This is a genomic window from Pseudomonas benzenivorans (assembly GCF_024397895.1).
Classification (GTDB): Bacteria; Pseudomonadota; Gammaproteobacteria; order Pseudomonadales; family Pseudomonadaceae; genus Aquipseudomonas; species Aquipseudomonas benzenivorans_A.
On record NZ_CP073346.1, the window covers coordinates 3,800,022 to 3,812,125 of the forward strand.

General features: G+C 64.6%; 12 protein-coding genes. 7 read left to right on the forward strand and 5 right to left on the reverse strand.

What is annotated here, in order from left to right; translation table 11 throughout:
• Positions 1-17: 17 nt before the first annotated feature.
• Together KDW96_RS17810 and KDW96_RS17815 are read right to left on the reverse strand one after the other, a co-directional pair.
• The gene (locus tag KDW96_RS17810; protein WP_255837554.1) at positions 18-1,019 is read right to left on the reverse strand and encodes an ABC transporter substrate-binding protein; all 1,002 of its coding nucleotides are present in this window, start codon (positions 1,017-1,019) and stop codon (positions 18-20) included.
• A 131-nt stretch (positions 1,020-1,150) separates the two neighbouring features.
• Positions 1,151-2,263 (reverse strand): mandelate racemase/muconate lactonizing enzyme family protein, encoded by a 1,113-nt coding sequence (locus KDW96_RS17815; RefSeq protein WP_255837555.1) that lies wholly within the window; start codon positions 2,261-2,263, stop codon positions 1,151-1,153.
• Between the two features lie 232 nt (positions 2,264-2,495).
• On the opposite strand from KDW96_RS17815, the gene KDW96_RS17820 reads away from it, so the two are divergent.
• The 5 genes from KDW96_RS17820 to KDW96_RS17840 are packed head-to-tail and all read left to right on the forward strand — an operon-like array spanning position 2,496 to position 6,460.
• Complete coding sequence (locus KDW96_RS17820) at positions 2,496-3,581, forward strand: mandelate racemase/muconate lactonizing enzyme family protein (protein WP_255837556.1); 1,086 nt, start codon at positions 2,496-2,498, stop codon at positions 3,579-3,581.
• 28 nt (positions 3,582-3,609) lie between these two features.
• On the forward strand, positions 3,610-4,539 hold the full coding sequence (locus KDW96_RS17825; protein WP_255837557.1) for a 2-hydroxyacid dehydrogenase: 930 nt from the start codon (positions 3,610-3,612) through the stop codon (positions 4,537-4,539).
• Positions 4,540-4,554: 15 nt separating this feature from the next.
• Positions 4,555-5,328 (forward strand): SDR family NAD(P)-dependent oxidoreductase, encoded by a 774-nt coding sequence (locus KDW96_RS17830; RefSeq protein ID WP_255837558.1) that lies wholly within the window; start codon positions 4,555-4,557, stop codon positions 5,326-5,328.
• Positions 5,329-5,357: 29 nt separating this feature from the next.
• Complete coding sequence (locus KDW96_RS17835) at positions 5,358-5,729, forward strand: tautomerase family protein (protein WP_255837559.1); 372 nt, start codon at positions 5,358-5,360, stop codon at positions 5,727-5,729.
• Positions 5,730-5,761: 32 nt separating this feature from the next.
• Positions 5,762-6,460 (forward strand): SDR family NAD(P)-dependent oxidoreductase, encoded by a 699-nt coding sequence (locus KDW96_RS17840; protein WP_255837560.1) that lies wholly within the window; start codon positions 5,762-5,764, stop codon positions 6,458-6,460.
• 47 nt (positions 6,461-6,507) lie between these two features.
• On the opposite strand, the gene KDW96_RS17845 is transcribed toward KDW96_RS17840, so the two are convergent.
• The 3 genes from KDW96_RS17845 to KDW96_RS17855 form a co-directional block, all read right to left on the reverse strand.
• Positions 6,508-7,740, reverse strand: coding sequence for a Coenzyme F420 hydrogenase/dehydrogenase, beta subunit C-terminal domain (locus tag KDW96_RS17845; RefSeq protein ID WP_255837561.1), 1,233 nt, complete (start codon positions 7,738-7,740; stop codon positions 6,508-6,510).
• Between the two features lie 44 nt (positions 7,741-7,784).
• Positions 7,785-9,032: a M24 family metallopeptidase gene (locus KDW96_RS17850; RefSeq protein WP_255837562.1), complete on the reverse strand. Its 1,248-nt coding sequence runs from the start codon at positions 9,030-9,032 to the stop codon at positions 7,785-7,787.
• Between the two features lie 103 nt (positions 9,033-9,135).
• Positions 9,136-10,020, reverse strand: a complete 885-nt coding sequence (locus KDW96_RS17855; protein WP_255837563.1) for a HalD/BesD family halogenase — start codon at positions 10,018-10,020, stop codon at positions 9,136-9,138.
• Positions 10,021-10,174: 154 nt separating this feature from the next.
• Between KDW96_RS17855 and KDW96_RS17860 the strand changes: the two genes are divergently transcribed.
• Together KDW96_RS17860 and KDW96_RS17865 are read left to right on the forward strand one after the other, a co-directional pair.
• Positions 10,175-11,032, forward strand: coding sequence for a LysR family transcriptional regulator (locus KDW96_RS17860; RefSeq protein WP_255837564.1), 858 nt, complete (start codon positions 10,175-10,177; stop codon positions 11,030-11,032).
• A 164-nt stretch (positions 11,033-11,196) separates the two neighbouring features.
• Positions 11,197-12,078, forward strand: a complete 882-nt coding sequence (locus tag KDW96_RS17865) for a HalD/BesD family halogenase (RefSeq protein WP_255837565.1) — start codon at positions 11,197-11,199, stop codon at positions 12,076-12,078.
• Positions 12,079-12,104 lie beyond the last annotated feature (26 nt).

Genomic DNA, 12,104 nt, shown 5'->3' on the forward strand with positions numbered 1-12,104 from the left:
CGCCTTGGGGCTGATAGTTACTTGAGCTGGGCAATCACTTTGGCGGCGACGTCCTGGGGAACCCAGGTGGTCCAGATGGCCTGATGGGTCTTCAGGAAGTGTTCGGCGGTCTGTTCCGGATCGGCGCTGTTGTCCTCGCCCCAGGCGAGCAACTTGTTCACCGTGTCGTTCTCCAGCTGCACCTTGCTCAGGAACTGGTAGATCGCCGGGGCCTGTTGCTTGATCTTTCCCGCCACCACGGTGTTCACCGCCACTATCGGGAAGCCGCTGGTCGATGGCGTCTGACAGCTGGGCTCGGCGTTGCAGGAGTCGTTGGCGGCATCGAACGGGGCCATGTCCAGCTTGACCATGTCGTACTTGCCGAGGATGGCCGAGGGCGCCCAGTAGAAGAAGAAGATCGGCTTCTTGCGCTTGTAGTTGGACACGATGGCCGCATCCAGGGCGGCGCCGGAGCCGGCCGAGTAGACCTCGAATTGCTCATCCAGGCCGTAGGCGCGCATCAGGTTGCTGCTGCGGGCTTCGCTCGACCAGCCGGGGATGCTGTTGTAGAAGCGGCCCTTGTCCGAGCCCGCCGCCTGGAACAGCTCGCTGTGGCGCGCCAGATCCTGCACCGACTTGATGTCCGGGTATTGCTCGACCACGTACTTGGGCACCCACCAGGCATCTACGCCGCCGTCGGCGAATACGCTGCCGGCCACGCTCACGGTGCCTTTCTGCTCCCCTTCCTCGAGCAGTTTTTTGGCATTGCTGCTCCACAGTTCCGGGGCGATATGCGGACGGCCCTTCTTCACCATGGTGGTGGCGGTGGTGACGGTTTCACCCGGGACAAACTCGGTCTTGCAGCCGAAGCCATGTTCCAGAATCTTCGACTCCACATGGGCAATAGTCGAAGCCGAGGCCCAGCTCATGTCGGCGATCTGGATCGTCTCGTCGAGCTCGCAACTGGCCTGGGCCGTGAGTGCGCCGGCCGAGAGGATGCAGGCTGCCAGGGTGCTGAGGGTTTTGACTGATGTGCTCATGGATTACCTCTTGTACTTATTGGTTATGCAATTGACGTTCGATGGGGCGCTAGCAGTGGGGCGGGCCATCCATGGAGATCCTGGCCTTGGCCTTCGCCGGGTGCGTGGGTGGCCGAGCCACGGGCTGGCGCTCATGCGGGGCGCCCGTACACCGCGACCGGCGTGCCGAGCGACTCGAGGTCGGCCTCCACGCCCAGACCCGGGGTGTCGCTGGCATACAGCTTGCCGTCCGCCACGCGGGGCGCCGGGTAGCCGGTACGCTCGTTGTTGTAGCTGTGCAGGTCGGTGGTGTTGAGGAGGAAGTCGGCCGGCGTGGAGGCGGCGAAGTGCGCCACCGCCGCGGTGGCGATCTCGCCGCCCCAGGTGTCTTCGCTGACCACCTTGATGCGGTGGTCGATCAGGTAGTCGCGCATGCGCTTGGCCTTGGACAGGCCGCCCTGCTTGGACAGCTTCAGGCACACGTACTCGAATGCCCGGTCGGCCACCACCCGTTCGGCCATGCGCAGGTCGGTAATGCACTCGTCCAGCTTCATCGGCTGGTCGAAATGGCGCCGCACCTGCAGGCATTCCTCGTAGCTGTGGCAGGGCTGTTCGATGATGAAGTCCAGGCCGCGGGTCGCGCGGGCCACCTGGATGGCCTCGTCCATGTACCAGCCCTGGTTGGCGTCGGCGATGGCCTTTTCGTTGCTGCGGAGCAAGGGCGCCACGGCATGGATGCGTTCAACATCGGCCTTCCAGTCGTTGCCCACCTTGATCTGGAACTGGCGGTAGCCGTTGCCACGCAGACGCTCCAGTTCGACCTCCAGCTGTTGCGCCGCGCCCTGGGGCGCGGAGCGGTACATGGGCGCGCCGTCGGTGAGCTTGCCGCCGAGCAGCATCCACACCGGCTGGCCGGTGGCCTTGCCGAGGATGTCCCAGCACGCCGAGTCGAAGGGCGCCTTGGCGTAGCCATGGCCGAGAATCACGCTGTCCATCAGCCGCTCGATGCGCGCCAGCTGCCGCGGGTCCTCGCCCAGCAGGCGCGGCGCCAGCAGGCGTGCGGCGGCTTCCGTGCCCTCGCTGTGGGCCACCATGTAGTTCTCGCCGCAAGGGCAGAACTCACCGACGCCGCTTATACCCGCATCGGTGTCGATCACCACCACCGTGGAGGAACTGGACTCGATCACGTTGCCGCGTCCCCAGGCGAAAGCACCGCTTTCGTAGCTGAGGCTCTTTCTATAGATCGAGATGCGCGTGATTTTCACTGTTCGCTCCTGAGTCCGGGAGTTGTTCTGCGGGCCGTGCAGGCCAGTTGGCGCTGCGACTGGTGTTCTTTGTAAATCGATAATTGATGATTGTCAACCATCATCAACGACACTATGCTGGTCACCGTAAGTAGCAGGCCAGGCTCGTGCACGAACAGTGCCCGAGCGACCGGCTTGTCCCGTGCTGAGCCTCAGGTAGGCGCTCAAATCAAGCGAGTCAGGAACTGTGCAAATGAAGATTACGAATCTGCGTACCGTGCTGGTCGAGGTGCCCCTGGAGAAGCCGCTGATCACGGCCATTCACGAGACGCGCTCGGTGGGCTGTGTGCTGGTCTATCTGGAGGCCGACAACGGCCTGGTCGGCGAGAACTACATCTTCACCCTCAATAGCGCCCGGCTGAGCGTGTTCGACACCATGATCAAGAGCCTGGCCCACCATGTGGTGGGGCAGGACCCGCACTACGTGGAGCGGATGTGGGACGGCATGTGGCGCGAGATCAACCCCATCGGCCACGAAGGCATCACTATCGGTGCGATGGCGGCGCTGGACACGGCCTGCTGGGACCTGATCGGCAAGGCCGCCAACCAGCCCGTGTACAAGCTGTTCGGTGCCTACCGCGATTCGGTCAAGGCCTATGCCAGCAGCGGCCTGTGGCTGTCGCAGAGTGTCGACGAGCTGGTGGAGGAGGCCAGGGGCTTTCTGGCTCAGGGCTTCCGCTCCATGAAGATCCGCCTGGGCAAGCCGCGCATGGAAGAGGATGTGGCCCGCGTGGCCGCGGTGCGCGAGGCGATCGGTGCGGACATCGAGCTGCTGGCCGACGGCAACCAGGCCTTCGCGCCCCATCAGGCGATTCGTCTGGGGCGCATGCTGGAGCCCTTCAACCTGGGCTGGTTCGAGGAGCCGGTGGCCTCCTACGATCACCAGGGCCATGCCGCCGTGGCCGCGGCGCTGGACGTGCCGATCGCTTCGGGAGAAACCGAGTACACCCGTCATGGCATGCGCGCGATGATCGAAGCCAAGGCCGCGGACATCCTGATGCCCGACCTGCAGCGCATCGGCGGGCTCACCGAGTTCCGCCGCGCCGCGAGCCTGGCCGCCGCCCACAATATGCCGGTCTCCACCCATATCTTCACCGAGCAGAGCCTGAGCATCGCCGGTTCGGCGCCCAACTGCATCTCGGTGGAGCATGTGTCCTGGTTCTCGCCGCTGTACCGGGAAAAGATGGAAATAGTCGAGGGCAAGATCGCCATCCCGCAGCGTCCTGGGCTGGGCTTCAGCCTCGATCCCGATGCCGTGGACCGCTACCGCGTGCGCTGATCCCATCCACTTCCACAGCGGAGGCCCCATGGCATTGCTGTTCAGTTACGCAGGCGCCGACCCCGAGTCCTGGCGCCAGGAGTTCGCCAAGCACTTACCCGACCTGGACTTCCGGGTATTCCCCGATGTCGGCGACCCGGCCGACATCGAGTACGTGGCGCTGTGGATGCACCCGCTCGGTGACCTGCGGCGCTACCCGAACCTCAAGGCGATCCTGTCGTTCGGCGCCGGCGTGGAGCACATCATCCGTGATCCGGAGTTGCCCGAGGGCGTGCCCATCGTGCGCTTGGTGGACGATCTGGTGGTCCGCGACATGGCCATGCACGCCGTGCACTGGGTGATCCACTTTCACCGCAACTACCATCTCTACCAGCAGGATCAGCCGAAGCAGCTGTGGCGCCGCCATCCCCATCGCGATCCCGCGCAGCGCCGCGTCGGCTTTCTCGGCATGGGCGCCATGGGCGCGGTGGCGGCGAAGTTCGTGCGCGACCTGGGTTTCAGCGTGGCCGGCTGGGGACGCGATCCGGTCAGCGTCGAAGGCGTCGAGTTCTACCAGGGCGACGAGCGCCTGGCCGATTTCCTGCGGCGCACGGACATCCTGATCAACGTGTTGCCGCTCACCCCGGCCACCGAGAACCTGCTCAACGCCGAGCGCTTCGCGCTGCTGCCGGCCGGCGCCTGTGTGATCAACATCAGCCGCGGGCCGATCCTGGTCGAAAAGGACCTGGTGCAGGCGCTGGACAGCGGTCATCTGGAGGCCGCGGCCCTGGACGTGTTCTGCAGCGAACCCCTGGCGGCGCAAAGCCCCCTGTGGAATCACCCCAAGGTGTTCGTCACCCCGCATATCGCCGGCATCAATTACGCCCACTCTGCCGCCAGGCTGATGGCCGACAACGTCAAGCGCATCGAGGCAGGGGAGCAGCCGTTCCCCATCTACGATCCGGTTCGCGGCTACTGAGCCCGGGAGGCTGAGATGAACGGCAGGCTGGCTGGCAAGGTGGCGATCGTCACCGGCGGTACCCGCGGCATCGGCCGGGCCATCGCCGAACGCTTCCTGGACGAGGGCGCGCGGGTGGTGGTGGCCGGGCGCAGCGAGCCCGATCGGCCATTGGCCGGCGGCAACGCTATGTTCTGCCGTACCGATGTGGCCAAGGCCGAGGAAGTGCAGGCGCTGGTGGACTTCACCCTCGAACGCTGCGGGTGCCTCGACGTGCTGGTCAACAGCGCGGGCGTGCAGCTGGAGAAGCCCATCGGCGAGACCAGCGAGGCCGAGTGGGACTGGCTGATGGGCGTCAACCTCAAGGGCGTGTTTCTCTGCGCCAAGGCCGCGCTTGGACCCATGTGCAAAGCCGGCGGCGGGGTCATTCTGAATATCGGCTCCTACGACGGTTTCGCCGCCGATCCGGGGCTGGCCGCGTACTGCGCCTCCAAGGGCGGCGTGCATGCCCTGAGCAAGGCCATCGCGGTGGACTACGGCGCCGCGGGCATTCGCTGCAACGCCATCTGCCCGGGCTGGATTCGCACCGAGATGATGGACGCCTACCTGAAGAGCCAGGCGGACCCGGCCGAGGCCGAGGAGGCGGTGATCGCCCAGCATCCGGTCGGTCGTCTCGGCCAGCCGCAGGACATCGCCAGCCTGGCGACCTGGCTGGCCTCGGACGAGGCCTCATTCGCCAGCGGCCAGCTGTTCGTGCTGGACGGCGGCCTGACCGCCCATGCGCCCTACGTGCAGGGGCGAAAACAGTGATTTCAATCAACCATCCAGGAGTAAGCTGAATGCCGACCATTCGAATCCAGGCCATCGCCCCCGCAAGCTGCGACATCGGCCGCTTGTTGACCCGCTGCACCGCCGCGGCGGCCGATGCGCTGGGCATCCCCCAGGCTTATTGCTGGGCGATCTTCCAGCCGGTCGCCCCCGGCACCTATGCCGAGGGCGACCGCGTCTGGAGCGCGTCGGAAGCCGGGCGAGCCGCGCCGCTGATCTCGATCACCGCCCTGGAAGGGCGCACGGGCGAACTCAAGGCGGCGGTTTTGCGCGCTACCGCCAATGTGGTCGCCGAATCCCTGGCGGTGCCGCTCGAGCAGGTGTTCGCCGAGTACCGTGATATTCCCAAGGGTCAGGCCTTCAGCGGCGGGGATATCTGCTGATCCGCCACCACAGATACAGAGGGAGGTCGACTATGAGTACCGAAAAAGCTGTCGCCGTGGTCGCCGGAGTCGGTTCGGGCCTGAGCGCCGCGGTCTGCCGCACGCTGGCGGCGCAGGGGTATGCGGTGGCCGGGCTGGCCCGGCGCCAGGAAGTCGCTGACGGACTCGCCCAAGAGATCGGCAATGCCGGAGGCCTGATGCGCGCGTACCCGTGCGACCTGACCGACGAGGCCGCTGTGGAGCGGACCTTCGCGGCCATCGAGCGTGAACTCGGGGTGCCCGAGGTGCTGGTCTACACGGCCGGCACCTTCCTCTGCAAACCCTTGCTCGAGACCACGGCAGCCGACTTCGAGGCGCTGTGGCGGGGCAACTGCCTGGGGGCCTTTCTCTGCGCGCAGCAGGCCGTTTCGCGGATGCTGCCGAGGGGAAAGGGGACCGTCATCTTCACCGGCGCCACCTCGGCGGTGAAGCCGGGCGCCCAGTTCGCCGCCTTCGGCGCCAGCAAGTCCGCCCAGCGCGGCCTGGCCCAGGCCATGGCCCGTGAGCTGGGGCCGCGCGGGATTCATGTGGCGCACGTGATTCTCGACGGGGTCATTTGGGCGCAAGGGGAAGATGAGGCCTCTACCCTCAAGGCCGAGGCCATCGCTGCCAGCTACCTGCACCTGATCCAGCAGGACCGTTCGGCCTGGACCTTCGAGCTGGATTTGCGTCCGGATTTGGAGCGCTTTTAACGGAAGTTGCCGCCCGTCGCCTGAGGCCTCGGCGGCAGTTACCACCTCTAAGCCGCCGGCTCGCGGGTCTTGCCCTGGCGTGAGCGCCTGAACATACCCAGGCAGTTACGCAGGTTGTGGCGCAGGCCGGCGTCCCAGGCCGAGCGCAGCAACCGCAGGCGCCGAAAACGCGGAAGCATCTGGCCGGCCAGCAGCATACCCAGCACCCGCGCGGCCACTGCTTGTTTCTTGCGCACTTGATGGGGCTGGAACAGGTCCAGGTCACGAAAGCTCATCGGTCGTTCGAGACAGACTGCGTTGGCACGTTCGGCTTGCTTCAGGAGCTCTAGTCCCTTGTGCGTGCGTGCAATGAAACCGTTGAAGCCGGCGTCTTCGCCTTGTGGCGAACCGCCTGGCCATACATCGGAAACGGCAATGTCGGCTTGCTCGCCAATGGCGTCTGGGCAGATCTTGCAGCGCGCTTGCAGCTGCCAACCCGCTTCGTCACCCCACACCTCGTTGTAGGAGGCCTCGAACGTGCGGCCGTCCTTGGTTTCGATTCGTGTTGGCCCTGGGTTGCCGTTGCCTCGGTAGCGCAGCAGGCCAACCTCCGCTTCCTCGAGCCCGAAGCGGGCGATGATGTTGTGGCTCAGTGTCAGTTCCGAAGCGCCGCCACAGACTGGGCTGAGCAGGTAGCGCACATATTTATCAACGCGCGGGTCAATTTTGGCCAGGTTGCGCACCGCGGCCACATCGCAGGGTTTTCCGACAAAAGCAAATGGTCTTTCCAGGTCGAGCAGCTGGCAGAAGTCGACCAATGGCGCGGCGGGCCCGTAGCGCGAGCCGGCCCCTTCCAGTACTTGGCTACGGTCGAAGCTCAGGTGGCGCTCCGAGCGCATGGGCTGCGCCTTGGAGGCCGCCACATGGAGAATGAAATCGACTCTACCGCTCTCGAGCAAATAGATGCACAACGCAGAAAGCGCACCTCCCGTGGATGCCTTGAAGCGCACATGCGGGTCGGCGGCGTAACCTATGCTCAGGCGTGCAGACTGGCCCCAGATCGGGTCGGTAGCGAAGTCAGGGTCGTTATCGCGCGACTCTAGCCCCTCAACCCGCACGCCGGGGCATACGGAGTAAATTCGTGTCGTGATCTCGGCAGGCAGCGGCTGAATAAGGGAAGGGCGAAGCCGCCCCGCTGCGGTCATGGTCATCTTCAACTTGTTTTCACCGGCAATGCTCTGACATAGCCCGCAACCAATGCACAGGCCATTGCGGACGATGTCGTTTACGTCTTGGGCCATTTGTTTCGTCTCCCTAAAGCGCTCTGCAGATAGGATGCACGGCCTTAAGCCAGCAGGTTCTCTTCGAATGGGTAGCGCGACAGCACCTCGCAGCCATTGGCCGTGACCAGTACTTGCTGTTCCAGCTTGACCCCTTCGTAGCCACCTTCTGCGCCCATGTAGCTTTCCACGCACAGGGTCATGTTCTCCTCGATCACCCCGTCGTAGCCGTGTTTCTCGAAGTCCTGGGGATAGAAGATGCTCGGGTGTTCGTCGCACATGCCGATGCCGTGGGCGATGCACGGGTAACGGTTGGCGACGAACTCGGCCGGCGGCTTGAAGGCCTTCTCCGACAGCTCGCGGTAGCTGACGCCGGGGCGTATCAGCGCGAGGTTGTGCTGGATCTCGTGGTGGGCCAGCTGGTAGAGCCGGCGCTGGGAGTCGGAGGGCTTGCCCGGGCCGCAGTGGAAGGTGCGCGAGACGTCGGCGCAGTAGCCCAGGGGGCCGATCATGTCGGTGTCGAAGGCCACCAGCTCGCCGGGACGGATGATCCGGTCGCTGGCCTCCTGCAACCAGGGGTTGGCGCGGTCGCCGGAGGACAGCAGGCGGCAATCGATCCACTCACCGCCCATGGAAATGTTGGTCTGGTGCAGGATCGACCACAGCTGCACCTCGGTCATGCCGGGCGTCAGCGCCTCGCGCATGCGCGAAATGCCGACCTCGGCCACGGTGATTGCGTGGTTCATGCACAGCACTTCTTCCGGCGACTTGATCAGCCGTGCCGCTTCCACCAGCTCCTGTGCATCGAAAATGTCATGGCCGCAATTGGCCAGAGCCAAAGGAATGCGCGCATCGGTGCGGCCAATCGCCAGGCGCCGGTTGCCGCCGCCATGCTCATGCATCAAGGAGGCGACCTCATCGACCCACTGGTTGACCCACTCCTGCTCCCGGCTGCCGCCGAAGAAATAGTTGAGCTGCAGCGCCGGGCGGCATTCGTCGATGGTCTCAAGGCCGCGGGCTATGTGGTAGGAGGACTCCGACTCGTAGAGGATCACCGGACCCTGGGCCGGCACGAACAGGTAGCTGCAGGGGATATGCATCTGGAACAGTGCGTAGTTCCGAAACCCGGTGGCGTAGCGAATGCTGATCGGGTCGAAGAGGATGCAGGCGGCGTAGTCGCGCTTGATCAGTTGCTCGCGGATGCGGCCCAGGCGGTAGGCGCGCAGGCGGCGCATGTCGATCTGCGCTTCGGTGTCGGTCAGGCGCATCACCGGCGAGGTGTGGGCCAGGCGAACCATGTCGATGTTGTTCATGCTATGGCACCGGATAAGTAGTGGTAGGGGGGCGTGGTGGCGGTGGCGGGCTCAAAAAAAGCGCCGTCGATTGCTCGGACGGCGCTGTAAGGGAGCACAGGGCTCAGTCGAGCAGGCGATCCGGGCGCTGCGCTTCGCGTTCGTAGTGGATCGGCTCGGCGCGACCATAGAACTGCTTGGCCCGCTCCGGCCGGTTGACGCTGTGCGGGTCCAGCACATAGGTCGGCAGGGCGATGTAGCGGGTGCGGTCGCCCTCGATCTTGGTCACCCGGTGCATGGAGAAGCGACCCTTGAAGATCTGCAGGTCGCCGGGCTGCAGGTCCAGCTCTTGGACCGGGCCGCGGTCGCCGCGCAGCACCTTGGTGACGGCTTCGAGGTTCTCGTTCTCCGGGGTGCGCAGGTCCGGGCAGTACTCGAACATGCCGCCTTTCTCGGCCCCCTGGACCAGGATGCTGACGGTGAATTCGTTGCCGTCGAAGTGCCAGGCGAACTCGTGGCCCGGGTCCATCACGCTGTAGGGGTTGCGCCCCAGCGGGTCGGCCCAGCGGTAGATCGGCGCCACGCCGAGGCAGTCGGAGACGAAGCGCAGCACCTCGTCGGAGTCATAGGCCGCGCGCAGGTCCGAGTCGGCCTCGAGGATGTCGGAGTTGATGAAGCCGTTGGTGCGCTTGTTGAAGATGCGCTTGGGATGATCCTCGGGCAGCGACGGATCGTCCTTGGTCATGTAGGGGTTGTTGGCGTTCTCGGACCAGTAGGTCTGCGGCTTCAGACGCTCGGCCTCGGCGAGCATGCGGGCGATCGACTCGGGACGGACGAAACCGCGCACGCAGCAGCAACCCACGGCATCGAGTTCGATACGGCACTGTTCGATCAACGCCAGTGTCAGCGGGTTCTCCGGCTGGTGGATTGGGTAGCGATCGAGGTCGATGATCGCATCCAGCGCTGGGCTGAAGACGGGTTCGGCGAGGGCTTGAGCGGCTTGAGGCATTGCGATGTCTCCGGACGAAAACGTTTTGGGTTGCGGCGCGCTTGGCGCATGGCCGGATCATCTGCAAAACGCTTATATTAGAAAAACGATTTTATTTGCTGCTCCCCATTCAAGAAATCGATTCAATCAGAGAAAAGCCTTGAATATCAATCACATGAAAGCATTTCTGGAAGTCGCCAACAGCGGCGGCTTTCAGCTGGCCGCCGATCGCTTGCACATCACCCAGTCGACGGTGAGCGCGCGCATCAAGGTGCTGGAGACGCAGCTGGGCCGTCAGCTGTTCGTGCGCAAGCGCGAGGGCTGCGAGTTGACCGTGGCGGGGCGGCATTTCCACCGCTTCGCCCATGCGGCGGTGCGGGCCTGGGAGCAGGCCCGTCAGGAGGTGGCGCTGCCCGAGGAACTCAATGCGGTGGTGACCCTGGGCGTGCAGATGAATCACTGGGAGCGGATCGCCCCGGCCTGGGTCGAGACCATGCAGACGCGTGCGGCGAATGTCGGCACGCGGGTGGTGGCCGATTATTCGGAGAATCTCCTGGCCGACCTCAGCGACGGCCTGATCGACCTGGCGATGACCTATATCCCGCGTCAGCAGCCCGGGCTGGCCTGCGAACTGCTGATGGAGGATACCCTGGTGCTGGTCTCGACCACGGCGCGCAAGGTGACCAAGCACTGGCAGCCGGATTACGTGTTCGTCGACTGGGGCGCCGAGTTCCGCGCGGCGCACAGCCTTGCCTATCCGGAAACCCGGGCACCGCGCCTGTCGGTAGGGTTGAGCATGATCGGTCTGGACTACATCCTGAAACATGGTGGTTCGGGCTACTTCTCCGAGCGCACGGTGGAGCCATTGCTCGAGGCCGGCCGGCTGCATTTGATCGAGAAGGCACCAACCTTCCAAAGACCGGTCTATCTGCTGCATCCCAAGGAGCCCATCGATGCCGAACTGCTGGACCTGGCCAAAGGTGCGCTGAAGGACGTGGTGGCCATCGACATGCGCCATGAGCAAATGCCGTGAGGCAGCTCCATGGGGCCAGTCGCCGGCACAAGCGCTCAGTGCCGGCGAATGCCAGTTGAATTTAAGAAATCGATGGATAGCCGGAATTATATTTGTTTGCTTGGTGCGAGAGCGGTGGTGATCATGCGGGCCGATGTGCAACCCATTGGCTGATTGGAGGCCCCATGACTACAGCACCTGCGTCCGTTACAGAGCGCGCCACCCGGTCGCTTGCCGACATCATCGATCTGCAGCGCTACCCGATTCACCAGCCGGAAAACCCCAAAACCCAAGCCCTGATTGCCCAGTGCCGGGCGCAACTGGATGAGACCGGTTGCAGCGTGGTGCCCGACTTCATCCAGCCCGAGGCCGTGGCGCGGATGCGGGCTGAAGCCTACCGCCTGCGTGAGCGGACGTTCTGGTCGAAGCAGAGCCACAACCCCTATATGACCGCGGAGGACCCCTCGCTGCCGGAACATCACCCGAAGCGCTTCTTCGAGCGGCGCACCAGCGGCTTCATCAACTCGGATATCCTCGAGGCCGACTCCGATTTGCGCGCGCTCTACGACTGGGATGCCATGACCCGCTTCGTCGGCGCCTGCGTCGGCGTCTGGCCGATCTACCAATGGGCCGATCCCCTGGCCCGCTGTCCCTACGCGATCATGGAAGACGGGCACTACTTTCCCTGGCACTTCGACGGCAATGAATTCACCATCAGCGTGTCGGTCGAGCAGCCGGAGCAGGGCGGGGAGTTCGAGTACGTGCCGAACATGCGCTCGCTCGAGGATGAGAATTTCGAGGGGGTCAGGCGCGTGCTGGATGGCGACCGCAGTCGCGTGCACAGATTGGTATGGGAGCCGGGCGCGCTGCAGCTGTTCAAAGGGCGCTACTCGCTGCACCGGGTGACCCGGGTAGAAGGCGAGGGCGCGTGGATCACCGCATTGCCGACCTACGTCCTGGACCCTGAAACGGTCAACCGGCCGGAGCGGGCGAAGCAGTTCTATGGATACGCCATGCCCATTCACTATGAGCGAGAGGCCAAGCGGCCTGATCGCTTGACCGACTGACCCGCAGTGGAAGGTCACTCGCCAGC